Origin of the sequence: Agromyces mangrovi (genome assembly GCF_030296695.1) — a bacterium.
In the GTDB taxonomy this organism is placed as follows: Bacteria; Actinomycetota; Actinomycetes; order Actinomycetales; family Microbacteriaceae; genus Agromyces; species Agromyces mangrovi.
On the sequence record NZ_AP027737.1, the window covers coordinates 2,693,941 to 2,709,920 of the forward strand.

Sequence of the window (15,980 nt, forward strand, 5' to 3'; positions counted from 1 at the left end):
GCGTCGCGGCGCGTCAGCCCTTGAGGCCCTGGGTGGCGACGCCGTCGACCAGGAAGCGCTGGAAGACCACGAAGAACACGAGGATCGGGATCAGGGCGACGAACGATGCGGTGACGGTTGCGCCGTAGTCCGACGACGAGGTCTGGTCGTTGTAGAGCCGCAGCGCGATCGGGAGGGGGTAGTTCTCGGGGCTGGTGAGGTACAGCAGGGGTCCGAGGAAGTCGTTCCAGGCCCAGATGAAGCTGAAGATCGCGCAGGTGATGAGCGCGGGCTTGATCAGCGGCACGATGATGGCCCAGAAGATGCGGACGTGCCCGGCGCCGTCGATGCGTGCCGCCTCGTCCATGTCGCGCGGCATCTGCCGCATGAACTGCACCAGCAGGAAGACGAAGAACGCCTCGGTGGCGAGGAACTTCGGCAGGATCAGCGGCCAGAACGTGTCGACCATGCCGAGGTTGTTGAACAGCAGGTACTGGGGGATGATCACGACGTGGAACGGCAGCAGCAGCGTGCCGATCATCGCGGCGAACAGGATCGCCAGGCCCTTGAACTGGATGCGCGCGAACGCGTACGCGGCGAGGGCCGACGAGATCACGGTGCCGACGACCGCTGCGGTGGCGAGCACGAGGGAGTTCCAGTAGAACTTCCACATCGGCACGCCGGCGATGCCCTCGAGCACCTTGAGGTAGTTCTCGCCCGTGGGGTTCTCGGGGATCAGGCCCGTGTTCTGCCCGAACTCGGCGTTCGGCTTGAACGTGGCGAAGAACAGCCACACGAGCGGGTACAGCACGAGCGCCGTCAGTGCGATGAGCACGACGAACCAGATGACGGTCTGCCAGGTCTTGCGCTTGACCCTGCGGCGCGGGGTCGTGTCGCGGCCCCGGGCACCGGTGGTGTTCGGGTCGAGCTGGTGCTCGAGCTCCTGGACTGCGGGCTCTCCGAAGCTTGAGGTGCTCATCGGTTGTCTCCCGAGTAGTGGACCCAGCTGCGCTGGGTGCGGAACAGGATGAAGGCGATGATCGCGACGACCACGAGCAGCACCCAGGCGATCGCGGCGGCGTAGCCCATCTGCCCGTCGCTGAAGCCGCGCTTGTAGAGGTACAGGGTGATGAAGTTCGTCATGCCCGCCGGGCCGCCGGAGCCGTTCGAGATGATGTACGCCGACGAGAACACCTGGAAGGCGCCGATCAGGCCGAGCAGCAGGTTGAAGAAGATGACCGGGGAGAGCATCGGGATGGTCACCGCGCGGAACCGCTGCATCGCGTTCGCGCCGTCCATCTCGGCGGCCTCGTAGAGCTCCTTGGGGATCTGCTTGAGGCCGGCGAGGAAGATGACCATGGTGGCGCCGAACTGCCACACGGCGAGGATGATCATCGCCGGGAGCACGAGGTCGGGGTTGCCGACCCAGCCGCCGAGCTCGAGTCCGAAGAAGCTCAGCGTGTTGTCGACGGGGCCGTCGGTGGAGAACAGTGCACGCCACACGATCGCGACCGACACCGACGCGGCGATCAGCGACGGGGCGTAGAACGCGGAGCGGAAGAACCCGGCGCCCTTGTCGCGGTAGTTCAGCAGCAGTGCGGTGGCCAGGGCCGCGGCGAGCATGACCGGGGTGCCGACGAGCACGTAGATCAGGGTGATCTGGGCCGACTGGATGAACTGGGGGTCGTTCGTGAACAGCCGGATGTAGTTGTCGAAGCCGATCCAGCGCGGCGGCTGGAAGATGTTGTACCGGGTGAACGACAGGTACAGCGAGTAGATCATCGGGATGATCGTGAGGCCGAAGAAGCCGATCAGCCAGGGGCTGAGGAACCCGTATCCCGCGAGCGTCTCGCGCCACTGCCGGCGCCGCTGGCCCGGACGCTGGGCGGGGGCTTCGCTGGTGCGGCGCGGCATCAGCCTGCCCTTGGGAAGGCGCCGGCCGGTGACGAGCGCCCTCGTCGATGTGGTGGTCACGTCATTGCTCCCGATACTGCGTGGATGGGGTTCGGTGCCCGGGGGTCCGGATCACGTGGATCCGGACCCCGGAGCGAGTGCGTCAGCCGAGGATGACGTCCATCTCGCCGAAGAACTGGCTCACGGCCTCGTCGACGGTGATGGTGCCGAAGCCCAGCTCGGTGCCGAGCTGGCGGAACTTCTCCTCCAGCGTGCCGTAGCCGTTGATCGGCACGGGCGGGGCGTCGCCGAGGCGGTCGGCGATCGACGCCTCGTAGTCGGCGATCTGCTGGCTCAGCGGGTCGAGCTCGGCGGCCGCGAGGGCGGTCTCCGAGGCCGGCAGGCCGCGGTTGGTGCCGAAGATCTCACCCGACGCCGGGCTGTTGATGAGGAAGTTCACCAGCGTGGCCGACGCCTCGGGGTGGTCGGTGTTCGCGGCGATCGAGTGCAGCATCGACGGCTTGAGGTACAGGTCCTGCGAGCCCTCGACGGTCACGGGGGGAGCGACCAGGCCGAGCTCGGGGTAGCCCTCGCCCAGCTCGGCGAGGTAGCCGCCGCCGAAGTTGTCCCAGGTGAGCTCGCTCACGGTGAGCGCGGCGCCGAAGCCGGAGAGCGGGGCGACCTCCTCGAGGGTCTGCTGGCCGATCACGGTGCCGTCGTCGCGGATGCCCGCGCCCGACTCCCAGAACTCGGCGAGGCGCGCCTCGTCGAAGCCGGCCTCGCCCTCGTCGCTGAACAGGTACGAGCCCTCGGAGCGCAGCTGCACCTCGAAGTTCTGGATGCGACCGGTCCAGTCGGTGCCGCCGTAGACGTCACCGCCGCTGGCGTCGGTGACCTCCGCCATCCAGGAGTTGTAGTCGTCCCAGCTGCCGCCGGCGAACTCGTCGACGCCGACCTCGCCGAGCAGGGTCGGGTTGGTGTACATGCCCCACGCGTTGGTCGAGGTCGGGATGCCGTAGGTCGTGCCGCCGACGACGCCGATCGAGAGGATGTTCTCGGGCAGCGGGTCGGACTCGATGATGCCGCCGATGTACGGGTCGAGGTCGAGCAGCAGCCCGTTCTCGGAGTACTGGCGCAGGTACGAGTAGTCGAACTGCATCACGTCGGGCAGGTTGCCGCCCGCGGCCTCGGTCTGGCGCTTCTCCCAGAACTCCGGGTAGCCGAGGAAGGTCGAGTTCACCGTGATGTTCGGGTACTCGGCCTCGAACGCGTCGATGACCTCGTTGTAGAGCTCGGCGCGAACGTCGTTGCCCCAGAACGCGAGGTCGAGGGTGACCTCCTCGTCGGGGTCGAGTTCGCCCGCCGACTCGGATCCGCCGGCGCAGCCGGCGAGGGCCAGTGCGGCGCCGGTCGCGAGTGCGACTCCGGCGAATGCCCGCTTCTTGCTGAACATCGTTGTCCTCTCCTGAACGTCCTCGTCCGATTGTCCGCCGAGACGTTCGTTGTCCGTTTGGTTGCGGTGTCGCGCCCGGCCCTGGTGCGGATGGGAAAGCGCTTGCCCAGCAATCTAGCGTGCAAAAAAACGTTTCGCAAGGGGCGGCGTGTCGAGATTTGGACGTTTCAATAACGACGAGGTCACGATTCCGGGCTCCTGGCACCCGTCGACTGTGACCGGGCACAGTCTACGTTCGAATGCGGATGCCGCCCGCCCCCGCGGGCGATGGCCGAACGCTGACGCTCGGTCAGCCGCGTGCGCTCGCACGCTGCCGCTCGCCGACTCGGTCGGCCGCGAGCGTCCGCCCGCTACCGCTCGCAGACCAGCCGGTCGCCGACGACGCGCAGTCGTGCGACGTGCACCGTGCTGCGGCGCTGGTGCGCGGCATCCGCTTCGGCGATCTCCGATCCGTCCCACCACGGGTGGGTGAAGTAGTACAGCCGCGCCTCGTCGCCGCGCACGACGACCATGCCGTGCCGCCCGATCTGCATGCCGGCGCTCGCCGGCCCCGACTCGCCGAGGATCACGTCGTCCGGGCCGCCCTGGCGCTGCCACGCAACGGCATCGGGGGAGTGGTGCACGGCCATCCCGCGCCACTCGTCGGTGAGCATCCACCACCGGCCGCCGAGCGCGAACACGTACGGCCCCTCGTGCGCCCGGCCGCCGATGGCGGTGCCGCCGGGCTGCCAGGTCGCAAGGTCGGGGGAGACTGCGACCTTGGTGACCGAGTCGGCGGCCTCGTCCTTGTACCAGAGGCGCCAGAGTCCGTCCGGGCAGTGCGCGACCGCGGCGTCGATCACGAGGTTGCTGTCGAGCGCGAGCGGTGCGCGCCGCTCCCAGTGCACGAGATCGTCGGAGACGTACTCGACGATGCGCCGCGCGTGCCCCGCCCACTCGGTCGGCACGCCCCCGATCTCGGTGAGGTACATGCGCCAGCGCGCGCCGTCGTGGATGACGTCGGGTGCCCAGTGGGTCTCGGTGACGACTTCGGGCGGGGCGCCCTCGCGCAGTTCGAGGCCGCCGCGGGTCGACTCGAGCGTGCCCCGGTACTCCCAGTGCCGGCCGTCGTCGCTCGTCGCGACCCCGATGCGGCTGCCGTGCACCCACGCGACGCCGGGGCCCGGGTCGGGGTGGTTCGCGCGGCGCTGCGTGTAGTGCATCCACCATGTGCCCGCCGCGTCGACCACCACGGTCGGGTCGGTCGCCCCGTCGTACACCGGGTCGCGGTAGATCTCGCCGGGTGCGGCGGCGTCGGGCTCGATCATGGTGCCTCCGGTGGCTCAGCCGGCGACGGTCGAGGCGCGCACAATGAGCTCGGGCTGGTAGACGACGTGGCGCTCGATGTCGTCGGCATCGCCGGCGATCAGCGCCTGCAGCAGCTCGGCGGCCGTGCGGCCCATGTCGCGCGCGGGCTGGCGGATCGACGTGAGCGGCACCGTCGCGATCGCGGCGAACTCGATGTCGTCGTAGCCGACCACGGCGATGTCCTCGGGCACGCGCACGCCCTTCGAGATGAGCCCGTGCAGCAGTCCGATCGCGAGGTGGTCGTTCGAGACGACGAGGCCGTCGGGGCGGTCCGCAGGGTCGCGCGCGGCGATCTCCTCGCCGAACGCGAGGCCCTTCTCCGAGGTCGAACTCCGGGTCCAGATCGGCTCGAGCGAGGCATCCGTCACCTGCCCCACCGCATCGCGCGCACCCTGCAGGCGCTCGCGCACCTGGCGTACCTCCTCGCGCGCCCCGACGAACGCGAGGCGACGTCGGCCGATCTCGAGCAGGTGCTCGGTGGCGAGTCGGCCGCCGGCGACGTCATCGAACGAAACGGATGCCAGCTCGCCGGCGTCGTCCACGGCGTCGACCATCACCACGGGGATGCCGCGCCGCCGCAGCCGCTCGAGCCACGGCCCGGTGTCGGCGAACGGGCTGACGAGCGCGCCCTCGACCTGCACGCGCTCGAACAGCTCGAGGTGGTCGCGCTCCTTCGCGGCGTCGTCGCTGCTGTTGCCGACGAGCACACGGAGGCCCGCAGCGGATGCCGCGTCCTCGGCGCCCGCCACGAGCTCGGCGAAGTACGGGTTGGCGATGTTGATGACCGTCATGCCGAGCAGCCCGCTGCGCCCCGCGCGCAGCTGGCGGGCGGCCTGGAGCGGCACGTACCCCAACTGGTCGGCCGCGTCGCGGACGCGATCGGCGAGCGCCGCGCTCACGAGGTGCGGCCGGTTGAGCGCGTTCGACACGGTGCTGATCGAGACGCCGGCGCGCGCGGCGACATCGCGGATGCCCACTCGCCTCATCGCTCGCCCGTCTCTTCCGAACCGCCCCGCGCGCCTCGCGGGAGTGCCCCCATCGTAGGAGATCGCGCGCGCCGCGCCGTCAAGCCGTCGGAGGTGCTCCCTCGGCGGGCGCGTGACCTGGTCGCATGGTTGGTGGTCACCGACCAGGTGTCACTTCAGAGAGACTTCAGCATCTGAATGGCGGGACTTCCGCCCGCGGCATCCGATAACTATTGTTTATCGATAGATTAGTTCCGTTTATCGATAGGGCAAAAGCATGCAGTGTACGACGATCATCGTCCTGAAGGTTCTCATGGCCGTCCAGCTCGCACTCCTGCTGTGCTGTCAGGTGTTCGTCGTCCCGGCCGTTGCCACGCAGTCCGCCGTGCGCTACGCCGATATCGCGTACCTCGAGATCCCCGGCATCATCGTCGGCATCCTCTTCCTCACGTGCGTCCAGGTGGTGATGCTCTGCGTGTGGCGCCTGCTGTCGCTCGTGAGCGAGGACGCCATCTTCCGCGAGAGCGCCTTCCCCGCAGTCGACCTGAGCCTCGGTGCCGTGGCCTTCGCCACGTTCCTAGTGCTCGTCGCCTTCGTCACGCTGAGCTTCACGGGAACCCTCACTCCCTCGATCACCCTCCTACTCGTGCTCGGGGTTATCGTCGGCGGCGGGCTGTCGCTCCTCATCTTGGTCCTCCGTGGGTTGCTGATGAAGGCGCTGCAGTTGGAGCACGACCTGTCGGAGGTGGTCTGAGTGGCGATCATCATCAACCTCGACGTCGAACTCGCTCGGCGGAAGATGTCGGTCGCCGAGTTCGCCACCGCGATCGACATCACCCCGGCGAACGTCTCGGTCCTGAAGAATGGGCGCGCGAAGGCGGTGCGGTTCACGACGCTCGACGCGATCTGCCGTGTTCTGGAGTGCCAGCCCGGCGACATCCTTGAGTGGGTGCCGGACGAAGCGGACGTCCCGGCAGCAGCAGACGGGGCCGAAGCGTGAGCGCTGCCACGCAGACGCGGCCCGCTCCGGCGTGGAGCACGCGGGCGATCGCGCACCTGCTCGACAACCACACCTGTCCCCGGTGCGGCGAGGGTGAGGTGCGTGCGAACCGGTGCGGGCGGTGCGGCGCCGACTACGCCGAGCTCGGCACTGAACTCTGGGAGGCGTCGCAGCGCGCGGCCGAGGCGCTGGGCGACCGCCAGGCCGTGCTCGACCGGGTGCCCGTCATCGCGCGGGACGCCGTCCCGGCATCCGTCCCGCCCGTCGCATCCGTGCCGAGCGACGCCGTGCCGCGCACGACGCCCGAGGCGGCTCCATCCGCCACGGTCCAGTCGGTGCTCGCCGTCGCCGGAGCAGGACTCGTCGCCGTCGCCGCCGTCGTGTTCGCGTTCTTCAACCCGGACCTTGCGGGATCGGGCGTGCGAGCGGTCATTCTCGCCCCGATCGCCGCCGCGTTCCTCGGCGCCGCCGTCGTGCTGGTGCGTCGCGACCTGCGCTTCTCGGCCGAGGCCGTCGGCGGGCTCGGCCTGGTGTTCACCGCACTCACCGTCGCCGCGTCGATTCCGCTGCTCCCCGCGGCGGTTGACCCGTGGGTGGCGATCGCGATCGCGACCCTGGCCGGCGCCTGGCCGATGGCGCTGCTCGCGGTCCGGCTGCGACTGCGTGTGTGGGTCTGGAGCTCGCTCACGGCGTTGGCATTCGTGCCACTCCTACTGGGGTTCGCCTCTCCCGAGCCGGCGGGGGTGATCGCGGGCACGCTCACGTCTGCGGCCGCTGCCGCGGCGCTGGTCGCATGGGCCGTGCGGCTCCGGTCCCGCGTCGGCACGGTGCTCACGGCCGAGATCGTGACGCTCACCGTGCTGCAGGCCGCCTTCGCCGTCGTCGCGCTGATCCAGTCGGTGTACGTGCCGGGTGCCGTGCCGACCGTGCCCGCGTTCACCGTCAGCGCGTCCGCCCTCGTCGTGGCCGTGATCGCCGTGGCATCGGCCCGCCCGCCCGCGGGCGGCTTCTGGAGCTTCGTCGCGGGCGCATCCGCAGTGCTGTCCGCGGTCACGGCGGCCGTGGGCGTCTTCGCCGAGCGGGTCCCCTCCGTGTGGCTGTGGGCGCTCGTGCCCTCGGCCGCCGTGGCCACCCTCGTGGCGATCGGCGCCGCCCGCCCGCTGCACCGCCGGGTGCGAGCGCCGTTCCTTCTCGGCGGGGCCGTCACCGCGGTCGGCACCGCCGCGGCGCCCCCGACTGCCATCGCCCTCGCGGCGCTCATCGCGGTCGTCTCGCTGGGCGATCGGGCGAGGACGATCGCCGTCGACCCGGTCGAACCCCCAATCGCCGTCGCGATGGCCGCGCTGGCCCTCGGGCTCGGCGTGCTCACCTGGACGACCCGCGCGACGGGAGAGGCGCGTGATCCCGGCCGGGCGGGTGCGGGGAGTCCGGTCCCGCACCAAGCAGTGCGGAGCCTGCGGCTGAGTCCCCCACCGTCGCACCACGCGCGCTGGGCACCGCCTGGCTCGGCTACCTCGGGCAGTGGTACGGCGTGCTCGCGCTGCTGCTCGCCATGACGCTGCCCGCTGTGTCGCCCGGGGCCGGCATCGCGCTCGGCCTGGCGCTCGGCGTCGCGCTCGCGGTCGTCGCGACGCGCACGCCCCTCCGTGCCGCGGGGCTCGCGCGTCGCCTGCCGGTCGTGGTCGGGGCGCACCTGGTGGTCCTCCTCGCCGCCGCGCTGTCGTGGCAGCATCCCGAGACCACCGTCTGGGCGGGCATCGGGGTCGTCGGCGCCGTCGCCGTCCTCGCCGGGACCGTCCCCGCGTCCGCGCGGTTCGTGCACACCGGCGTCGGGTTCGCCTACGCGCTCGTCGTGCTCGCGACCGCGCTCGGGCGTGCGGATGTCACGGCGATCGCGGTGCTGAGCCTCACCACGAGCGCTGCCGGTGTCGGCGCGATCGTCGCCACGTTCCTGCGGCGCGTCCCGCCGCGATCGTGGGTCGCGATCCTGGCCGTCACGGCCGTGCCGTTCGTCGTCGGTGTGGCCCTGGTGCTGGTCGAGCGCAGCGGGTGGACGGCGCTGTCGACCGGAGTGATCCTGCTGCTGGCCGTCGCGCTCACCGTCACCCGACGCGCCGGCCTCGGCACGTTGCTCCGCTCGGCCGCCGCGGGCCTCGTCGTGCCCTCGGCGGCGGTGGTCGTCGTGTGCCTGGGCGCGCAGTTCCTCGAGACGAGTGGGTCACCCGTAGTGCTGCCCGTCGTCGCGGTCCTCGTCGCCGTGGTGCTCCCGTCGACCGCGGCGATCCGGGCGGCCCTCGAGCCACGTGTCGGTGCTCGTGATGCGGCCGCGGCCCGCCTCGCGATCGAGGGCTCGTCCCTTGCCACCGCCGCGATCGCCGTCGTGCTGGCCCTGACGCGAGAGGCGGCCGGCGCGCCCACCGCACTCGTCGTGCTGCTCGTACTGGGTGTCGGGTTCGCGGCTCAGGCGCACTTCACCATCCGTCGGTACGGCTGGTGGCTCGCGGGCGCTGCGTTCACGGGCGCGCTCTGGAGCCTGTGGTCGCTCGTCGGCGTGAGCTCGGTGGAGGCGCACCTGCTGCCTCCGGCGCTCGGCGCGGCCCTCGTCGCGGTCGTGCGCACGGCGCGGGGCGCACGGGCGACCGGGCTGTTCGCCGCCGGGCTGCTCGCGGCGATCGCGCCGCTCTTGGTCGTCCTGGCCGTGGCCGGGAGCGGCGCTGCCCACCCGTGGCGCGCCTACGGCCTGGTCGCCGCCGCGTGGGCGCTCGTGGGCACGAGCGCATTGCTCGGCCGCGCAGACGGCGAGCGGATACTCCGCCTCGACGCGCTGCGCCCCGCCATCCTCGCCGCCGCCGTCGTCGCGGCTGCCGCGGCGCCCATCGAGGGAGCCCGTTGGGGCCTCGGGCTCGATGCGGCGCCGGGAACGCCGGCCGTCGCCTGGGCGCTCGGCCTCGGCACGGTGGCGGCGGCCGCCGCCGCGACGGCCGCGCGCATGCTCCGAACGGGCGCGCCCGCCGGCTCTCGGCTGCGGCGCACGCGCTGGCTCGCCGCCCCTGCCGTGCTCACGGCGGCGGCCGGCGTCTGGCCGACGATCGAGCCGGCCTGGTCCGCGATCTGGACGATGTGGGCGCTGCTTCTGGCGCTGCTCGTCGTACTGGTGGTCGCGGCCGACCGGGCGATCCGCGGGGGCACGTTCCTGCCCCCGGTGTGGTTCCTGTTCGCGGTCGCCTTCGTGACGGCCGTGGTCGCCTGGAGCCCCCGCGAACTCCGCGTCGAGTGGTTCTCCCTCCCACTCGGAGGCTTTCTCGTGCTGGCCGGGGCGCTCGGGCTGCGGGCTGCCGCCGGCGGCTCCGACGGGGAGCTCCGGTCCCTCTCTTCGTGGCCCGCAGGCCGGGCCGGCTCCTGGCCGCTCCTCGCGCCCGGCATCGTCGTGACCCTCAGCGCCTCGGTCGCGGCCACCTACACCGACCCGCAGACTTGGCGGGCGATCCTCGTGATGGTGCTCGCGCTCGCCGCGATCCTCGTCGGGGCGAGCCTGCGGCTCGCCGCCCCGTTCGTGATCGGCGTCGTGGTGCTGCCGATCGAGAACGTGCTGGCGTTCCTGGTGCAGATCGGCCGCGGCATCGAGTCCATGCCGTGGTGGATCACCCTGTCGGTGGTCGGCGCGGTGCTGCTCATCATCGCGGTGACGTACGAGCGACGTGCGGGCGAGAGCGCCGGGTTCGCGGCACGACTCGGCGACCTGCGCTGAGACGTGTGCCCGCCCCGTAGCCTCGCGTCCGGGCCACACCCTCGCTGAGGGCGACTCCTTGCGCTGAGGGCCGAAGCTTCCGCCCTCAGCCCGAGGAACGGCCCTCAGGCGGTGGGTGGTGTGCGCGAGGCCGCCCGCCACGCCGCGATGAAGGGTGGGAGGTGCATGGTGAGCGTCGCCCAGAACACGTCGTCGTTCATCGCGCGATAGCCCGAGTGGGAGACGATGTTGCGCGTCGTCGCGATGCCGCGTTCGACCTCTGTCGGCACCTCGCTGAGGAACGGTCGGAACTCGTCCTCCTCGAAGAGTGCCGCGGTGCGGATGATCGCCATCGAGCCGGACGCGTACGCCGGGGAGTTGTGCTCGAACGCGGCGCGCCCACCCGCGGTCGCGTGGCGCAGGAACGTCTCGATCGCGTCGAGGCTCTCGCTGAATCGCGCGCGAGCAGCTTCGAGTGCCGAGGCATCCTCCCCGGTCCGTGGCCGTCGCACGAACCGGCGCTCGCGGCTCTCGTCGCTCACAGCACCACGAGTTCGGCATCGTCGAGGAACGCTGGGCGGCCCGCATCGTCGACCACGACGTCGACCGGGAAGCCGGTGAGCGCCTCGACGGCGTTCTGGAACATCGCGATGTCGAAGTACCCGCGCTCGTCGTCGACGCGGGCGAGCAGGTCGATGTCGGAGGTGAAGTGGTCGGTGCCCCGCGCAATCGAGCCGAAGACCCGGATGTCGCGAAGACCGTGGCGCTCGCCCGCCGCGACGATCTCATCAGCCGACTCCTCGAGCGAGAGGCTCGGCCGGTAGTCCGCTGCGCGGAGCAGCCGCTCGAGGACTTCCCCGCTGACCACACGCCGACCCGATTCGATGGCTGCGACGTTGGGCTGGCTCATGCCGGCGGCGCGCGCGAGTTCCGTCTGCGACATGCCTCGGTCCGCGCGCGCGGCGGCGACCAGCGCGCCCGCGCGCGCAGTGTCGAACCGATCGGCCATGGACCATACCTCCGTGATATAGCCTAGCTCTCGATGGAGAGCGTCACCAAGAATCGCCAGTCGGTGGCCACCTTGCGCACGCTGATCGCGCGCGCCTACGGTGCCGACCGCGTGCCGACCGGCGACGAGTTCGCCGACGAGATCACCGAGGGATGGTTCAACGTCGCGTACTGCATCACGCTGGGCGACGGGGAGCGGGTCGTGCTGAAGATCGCGCCGCCCGCCGGCGTCGCCGTGCTCACGCGCGAGGTCGGCATGATGCGCGCCGAACTCGAGGCGATGCGGCTGGTGTCGACCCGCACGTCGGTGCCGGTGCCGCGGGTCGACCACATCGACCTCACGCACGAAGTCGTCGACGCCGACCTGTTCTTCATGGAGTACGTCGACGCCGACAACTTCGGGTTCGCAGCCGCCGACGGCCGGCTCAGCGCCGAGGTGGTGGCGACCGCCACGCGCGAGCTCGGTGCCATGAACCGGGAGATCAACTCCATCGTCGGCCCGCACTTCGGGCCGCTCCTCGGCCCAGGAGCGGCAACGTGGCGCGAGGCGTTCACCACCATGGTCGAGGACACGCTCGTCGACGGCGAGCGGGTCGGCATCGACCTCGGACGGCACCCCGATGCGTTCCGGGCGGTGCTCGCCGACCATGCCGACGCGCTCGACGGCGTGACCGTGCCGCGCCTGGTCGAGGTCGACCTCTGGACCAAGAACTCGATGATCCGCGACGGGCGCATCGTCGCGATCCTCGACCACGAGCGCGCGATCTACGGTGACCCGCTGATGGAGGCGGGCCTGACCGGGCTCGACATGCCTGCATTCGGCGATCCGTCCGACTTCATGACGGGCTTCGGCCTCGGCGCACTCGACGCCGACCAGCGCACCCGACGTCGCCTCTACTCGCTCTACCTGGCGCTCATCATGGTCGTCGAGACGAAGTATCGCGGCCACACCGACACCGAGGTCTACGACTTCGGCCGCCGTGAGCTCGACGCCCTGATGGAGCGGTTCGCCGCCGGCGAGGGATAGCGGAGCCTGCCGGGCGAGGGTCGCGGGCCAAGGCGCCAGAGGTCTGTGGAGCACTCACGGTCGAGCCGATTGCTCGTCAGTAGCATGCTCGGAGTTCCGGCTACGCGGGGACGCTGATCATCGCGCAACGAGTGATCGCGCGGAGCGCATCGAGGAGTGCACGCCACATGGCCGAAGTAGAGATCACGTCAGAGGAGTTGCTGCGCCGCGTCGACGAGTGGGGGCGGCGAGACAATCTCGATCAGTACGGATTCGTCGGCGGCCGGTTGACGCAGGGCTGGGCGACGCGGGTCGTGTCGACGATCCGCGGCAGCTACACCGACAAGGTGCTGTTCCACACCTCCGAGCGCGACCGGCGCGGCATCGGGGTGAGCGTCGGCGGGTCGGTGCGAGTGATCGCCCGCACGCAGTTCGACATCGTCGATCCGCTCGGCCCCGTGATCGTCTCCGACCGCGTCCTCCCGGCAACCATCGACGACCCGGTCGAGTGGGTGTCGTGGGCCGTCGACGCGATCGAGACGGCCGAGCAGCGCGACGAGGGCCGCCAGCCGCTCCCGGACGACGCCTTCTGGGAGCTCGTGCACGAGTTGGGCGGTGAGGTCGGCGAGGCGTCCGCGGAGCGGCTCGCGCGCCTGCTCGCAGACCTCTCCGATCACATGCCCTACGACTTCATGGATGCGCTCGATCGCAAGCTGTTCGAGCTGGACGCGCCCGGCAACACGGTTGGTCTCACCAGCGACCCGACGGAGATCGACCACGATGCGTCGCTGATGTACCGCTGCGAGATCATCGCCCGCGGTCGTGCCGCGTTCGAAGCCCATGTCCGCGACCCGCGGCCGGGCGTCCCGGGCGTCGACGGGCTCTCGACTCCGGAGCTGCTCTACGTCTACGAGGACGCCACGGGTCAGCCGCTCCCGGTTCGGAGTTGGCCGATCTCGACCGGGACGAATCCGCAGTTCTGGCCCGATGCCGAGCCGCTTCGCCCGTCTCGCAGGCGCGTCGACGACCGGCCCGCGCCCGGCCCGTTCTCCGCCCGGGTGCAGCTGGAGAGCATCTTCGGCGGCGGCAAGAGCGGATGGCCGCGCGGCTTCGTGGCGTTCGTCACGGGGCCGAGCCACGTTCGCGAGTTGCTCGGCAGTGTCGTCGACCACACGGAGGAGGGGCGCAGCAGCAGGTGTCCACGCTCATCGGGACGCGCCTGGCTGCGGGGGAGACGATCAACACCGTGATCGTGACCGACGACTACGGCACCATCGCGAGGGGTCAGCCGATCGTCACGCTGCGCCGCCCGAGCAGGCTGGACATGGACGACTTCCTGTCGAGGTTCCACCGCGGGGAGCGCGTGGGCTAGCGACGCGCATCGCCCCTGTTGTGCGGAAGCCGGCTGTGGGAGGATGCGCGCAGGAGCGCAGCGGTCGCCGTTCGACCGCTCCGGGGCGGGGCGTCACCTCGACCCGAGGACGTCGCGACGACATGGCACAGGGGCTCGCGCGACCGACCGCTTCCTCGAGATCAAGGGAGATATCGATGGGTACGGAGAACCTCGCGATCGTGGTCGGCTCGTACGACGATGCATCCGCTGCATCGGACGACTACCGGGCGCTTCGCAACGGGCAGGACTCGGGCGGCTACGAGATCAGGGGCGCGGTCGTGCTCACCCGCGACAAGGACGGCGGGGTGCGGGTCGAGGAACACGGTGACAAGACGGTCGGTCACGGCGCGGCCTGGGGTGCCGGCGCAGGAGTCGTGGTGGGCCTGTTCGCGCCGCCGCTGCTCGCGGCGACGGCGGTGGGCGCCGGCATCGGCGCGATCCTCGGCAAGATCCGGAAGAACCGCGACGAGAAGCAGTTCGGCGTCGACGTCGACGAGTACCTCGCGCCGGGCACGTCCGCGGTCGTCGCCGTGGTCGACGACAAGTGGGCCGACAAGGTCGAGAAGGCGCTCATCCGCTCCGAGAAGCGCATCAACAAGGCGATCGACTCGGACGACTACGAGAAGCTTCGCAAGGCGATCGACGACTCGGCCGACGACATCGTCGAGCAGCTGAACGCGTAGACGGGAAAGCGGAGCCAGAAGTCCGGAAAATGGCGGAGGATAGGGGATTCGAACCCCTGAGGGCTTGCACCCAACACGCTTTCCAAGCGTGCGCCATAGGCCACTAGGCGAATCCTCCAGGGCGGGCGTGAACCCGGCCGCCGACCATCCTAACCGACCACCGGCCTCCGGCCCGCATCGAGCGGGACCGGGGTCCGGGTGAGCGGATGCGCCGTTCGCCCTCGGCACCCGCTTGAGCTCGCGGTACCCTGATTCCATGTCACTGCTCGAGCGCATCGTCGTGGACCCCGATGTCGTCCACGGTCGCCCGGCGATCCGCGGGACGAGGGTGCGCGTGTCGGACGTCCTTGCGCTCCTCGCCGCCGGCGCGCCGGAGTCGGAGATTCTCGAGGACTACCCGTACCTGACCGCCGAGGACATTCGTGCGTGTCTCGAGTACGCCGCCGCGCAGGCCGACCACACGATCGTGCTCGCGTCCTGACGGTGCGCTTCCTCGTCGAGGACGGCAACAGGCTCATCGAGTTGCGCTGATCCGGTGATCGAGCGGCGCCCGAAGACACAGGGCGAGCGGATGCGACGAGCTATCGCAGCGCGCCCACCGCCTCGCCCACCGTGGTGTCGCCCGACACGAGGTCGAACTGCCAGCGCACGCCCGCGCCCGACACGAGCAGCTCGGCGATGACGGCGGCCACGTCGTCGCGCGGAATCTCCCCGTACGAGACCGACTCGCCGATCGTCACCGCACCCGTCGCGGGCTCGTTGGTCAGGCGCCCGGGGCGCACGATGGTCCACTCGAGCGAGGTCTCGCGCAGCCGGGCATCCGCCTCGCTCTTGGCCCGCAGGTAGATCTGGAAGATGTCGTCGGAGTCGGCCTCGTAGCGGTCCGCGCTCATGGCCGAGATCTGCACGAGGCGGGGCACGCCGGCCTGCACGGCGGCGTCGGCGAGCAGCACGGATGCGTCGCGGTCGACGGTGCCCTTGCGCTCGGGCGTGCTGCCGGGGCCGGCGCCCGCCGCGAAGACCGCGGCGTCGGCGCCCGCGAGCACGCGCGCGAGCGCGTCGGCGTCGGTGGACTCGAGGTCGAGCAGCACGGGCTGGGCGCCCGCGGCCACGACATCGGACTCGTGCGACGGGTTGCGGATGAGGGCGACCGGCTCGTGCCCGGCGTCCGCGAGACGACGCTCGAGGAGCAGGGCGATCTGGCCGTGGCCGCCGGCGATGACGATGCGCATGCCGCCAGTCAACGACGCGCCCGCCTCGCGCGCAACCGCCTCCGCCTTCGGCGAACAGCACGCTCCGGCTCGGGTAGACTGGTCCTCGGCTCCCCGCGTGGCGCCATCCAGGCCAACTCCCCCAGGGCGGAGACGCAGCAAGGGTAACCGGGCTCTGGCGGGTGCGCGGGGAGTCTTCGCATGTCCGGGCGCCTTCGAGCACACGACGACGGATGCCCCGGGGCATCCGCTCACTCGCCCTGACGGCGCTCCGGCCCCGCCCTGTCGGCCCGCGCGGAACATCCCTAGGCTGGA

17 protein-coding genes, 1 tRNA gene and 1 other RNA gene are annotated in these 15,980 nt (G+C 70.9%); 10 read left to right on the top strand and 9 right to left on the bottom strand.

The genetic code is table 11. From position 1 onward, the window contains the following. Positions 1–13 precede the first annotated feature (13 nt). The 5 genes from QUE38_RS12800 to QUE38_RS12820 form a co-directional block, all read right to left on the bottom strand. A complete protein-coding gene (locus QUE38_RS12800; RefSeq protein WP_286308664.1) occupies positions 14–958 on the bottom strand; it encodes a carbohydrate ABC transporter permease in 945 nt (314 codons plus the stop codon). After that, a complete protein-coding gene (locus QUE38_RS12805) occupies positions 955–1,953 on the bottom strand; it encodes a carbohydrate ABC transporter permease (protein ID WP_286308665.1) in 999 nt (332 codons plus the stop codon). Before QUE38_RS12805 ends, QUE38_RS12800 begins: the two co-directional genes overlap by 4 nt. 82 nt (positions 1,954–2,035) lie before the next feature. Continuing rightward, positions 2,036–3,325, bottom strand: a complete 1,290-nt coding sequence (locus QUE38_RS12810) for an ABC transporter substrate-binding protein (RefSeq protein ID WP_286308667.1) — start codon at positions 3,323–3,325, stop codon at positions 2,036–2,038. 350 nt (positions 3,326–3,675) lie between these two features. Then, the gene (locus tag QUE38_RS12815; protein ID WP_286308669.1) at positions 3,676–4,632 is read right to left on the bottom strand and encodes a glycoside hydrolase family protein; all 957 of its coding nucleotides are present in this window, start codon (positions 4,630–4,632) and stop codon (positions 3,676–3,678) included. 15 nt (positions 4,633–4,647) lie between these two features. Beyond that, positions 4,648–5,658: a LacI family DNA-binding transcriptional regulator gene (locus QUE38_RS12820; protein WP_286308670.1), complete on the bottom strand. Its 1,011-nt coding sequence runs from the start codon at positions 5,656–5,658 to the stop codon at positions 4,648–4,650. Between the two features lie 292 nt (positions 5,659–5,950). Here QUE38_RS12820 and QUE38_RS12825 point away from each other — a divergent pair, with 292 nt between their 5' ends. Genes QUE38_RS12825 through QUE38_RS12840 form a run of 4 tightly spaced genes read left to right on the top strand, consistent with a single transcriptional unit; the run spans position 5,951 to position 10,385 of the window. Beyond that, positions 5,951–6,391, top strand: coding sequence for a DUF2975 domain-containing protein (locus QUE38_RS12825; RefSeq protein ID WP_286308671.1), 441 nt, complete (start codon positions 5,951–5,953; stop codon positions 6,389–6,391). After that, positions 6,392–6,637, top strand: a complete 246-nt coding sequence (locus tag QUE38_RS12830; RefSeq protein WP_286308673.1) for a helix-turn-helix domain-containing protein — start codon at positions 6,392–6,394, stop codon at positions 6,635–6,637. Further along, the gene (locus QUE38_RS12835; RefSeq protein WP_286308674.1) at positions 6,634–8,193 is read left to right on the top strand and encodes a hypothetical protein; all 1,560 of its coding nucleotides are present in this window, start codon (positions 6,634–6,636) and stop codon (positions 8,191–8,193) included. Before QUE38_RS12830 ends, QUE38_RS12835 begins: the two co-directional genes overlap by 4 nt. Next, complete coding sequence (locus QUE38_RS12840) at positions 8,190–10,385, top strand: SCO7613 C-terminal domain-containing membrane protein (RefSeq protein WP_286308675.1); 2,196 nt, start codon at positions 8,190–8,192, stop codon at positions 10,383–10,385. The genes QUE38_RS12835 and QUE38_RS12840 overlap by 4 nt, the downstream gene beginning before the upstream one ends. A gap of 104 nt (positions 10,386–10,489) precedes the next feature. On the opposite strand, the gene QUE38_RS12845 is transcribed toward QUE38_RS12840, so the two are convergent. Both QUE38_RS12845 and QUE38_RS12850 read right to left on the bottom strand, forming a co-directional pair. Further along, the gene (locus tag QUE38_RS12845) at positions 10,490–10,906 is read right to left on the bottom strand and encodes a ribonuclease HepT family protein (protein ID WP_286308677.1); all 417 of its coding nucleotides are present in this window, start codon (positions 10,904–10,906) and stop codon (positions 10,490–10,492) included. Then, positions 10,903–11,373 carry a helix-turn-helix domain-containing protein gene (locus tag QUE38_RS12850; protein WP_286308679.1) on the bottom strand — a complete coding sequence of 157 codons (471 nt, stop codon included), beginning with the start codon at positions 11,371–11,373 and terminating at the stop codon, positions 10,903–10,905. The genes QUE38_RS12845 and QUE38_RS12850 overlap by 4 nt, the downstream gene beginning before the upstream one ends. Positions 11,374–11,406: 33 nt before the next feature. Here QUE38_RS12850 and QUE38_RS12855 point away from each other — a divergent pair, with 33 nt between their 5' ends. From QUE38_RS12855 to QUE38_RS12870, 4 genes are all read left to right on the top strand, one after another. After that, positions 11,407–12,399 (top strand): phosphotransferase family protein, encoded by a 993-nt coding sequence (locus QUE38_RS12855; RefSeq protein WP_286308680.1) that lies wholly within the window; start codon positions 11,407–11,409, stop codon positions 12,397–12,399. Between the two features lie 167 nt (positions 12,400–12,566). Then, entirely contained in the window at positions 12,567–13,628 is a 1,062-nt protein-coding gene (locus QUE38_RS12860) for a DUF4240 domain-containing protein (RefSeq protein WP_286308682.1), read from the top strand. Then, positions 13,625–13,750: a hypothetical protein gene (locus QUE38_RS12865; protein ID WP_286308683.1), complete on the top strand. Its 126-nt coding sequence runs from the start codon at positions 13,625–13,627 to the stop codon at positions 13,748–13,750. Before QUE38_RS12860 ends, QUE38_RS12865 begins: the two co-directional genes overlap by 4 nt. A gap of 176 nt (positions 13,751–13,926) precedes the next feature. Then, a complete protein-coding gene (locus tag QUE38_RS12870) occupies positions 13,927–14,454 on the top strand; it encodes a DUF1269 domain-containing protein (protein ID WP_286308685.1) in 528 nt (175 codons plus the stop codon). 30 nt (positions 14,455–14,484) lie between these two features. Here the strand turns inward: QUE38_RS12870 and QUE38_RS12875 are convergent. Next, positions 14,485–14,572, bottom strand: a tRNA-Ser gene (locus tag QUE38_RS12875). Positions 14,573–14,710: 138 nt separating this feature from the next. Here QUE38_RS12875 and QUE38_RS12880 point away from each other — a divergent pair. Next, entirely contained in the window at positions 14,711–14,935 is a 225-nt protein-coding gene (locus tag QUE38_RS12880; protein WP_286308686.1) for a DUF433 domain-containing protein, read from the top strand. A gap of 100 nt (positions 14,936–15,035) precedes the next feature. Here QUE38_RS12880 and QUE38_RS12885 read toward each other — a convergent pair whose 3' ends face one another. Beyond that, positions 15,036–15,686, bottom strand: coding sequence for an NAD(P)H-binding protein (locus QUE38_RS12885; protein ID WP_286308687.1), 651 nt, complete (start codon positions 15,684–15,686; stop codon positions 15,036–15,038). 84 nt (positions 15,687–15,770) lie between these two features. Between QUE38_RS12885 and ffs the strand changes: the two genes are divergently transcribed. Then, positions 15,771–15,867: signal recognition particle sRNA small type (gene ffs, locus QUE38_RS12890), an RNA gene on the top strand. The last annotated feature ends 113 nt before the right edge of the window (positions 15,868–15,980 follow it).